Here is a 498-nt window from a genome sequence, read left to right as displayed (position 1 = left end):
CCCCTGCTTGCGCGATCAGGTACGCCACCAGCCGCTTGTCGCCCGGCTGGTCTTCGCGTGCGATCACAATCGCATCGCGCACGCCTTCGCAGGCCGCCAGCCTGGCTTCGATCTCGCCCAGCTCAATCCGGAAACCACGGATCTTGACCTGGAAGTCGTTTCTTCCTACATACGCGATGTTGCCATCGGCTAACCAGCGACCCAGGTCGCCGCTCTTGTATAGCCGCGCTTCCGCCTGCCCACTGAACGGATCCGGCAGGAAGCGCTCTGCCGTCAACTCCGGCCGATTCAGGTAGCCGCGCGCTACACCCGCCCCGCCGATGTAGATCTCGCCGGTTACTCCCACCGGCACCGCTTGCAGGTGGGCGTCCAGGATGTAGAGTTCGGTGTTGGCGATTGGACGGCCTATGGGAACCGTGCGCGTGCTTTCGCTGATGCTGCCGGCTGCAATCAAGAATGTGGTGGCGAAGGTGGTGGTTTCTGTCGGGCCATAGCAAT

1 protein-coding gene is annotated in these 498 nt (G+C 62.9%); it reads right to left on the bottom strand.

Translation table 11 applies throughout. The features are described from left to right. Nucleotides 1-498: AMP-binding protein (locus KVP70_RS33190; RefSeq protein WP_217946704.1), on the bottom strand; the 498-nt coding region annotated here is incomplete at both ends.

The organism is Duganella violaceipulchra (genome assembly GCF_019166075.1).
Lineage (GTDB): Bacteria > Pseudomonadota > Gammaproteobacteria > Burkholderiales > Burkholderiaceae_D > Rugamonas > Rugamonas violaceipulchra.
The sequence above is the reverse complement of the archived record's forward strand: the minus strand, read 5'-3'. Positions and strand labels throughout refer to the sequence as shown.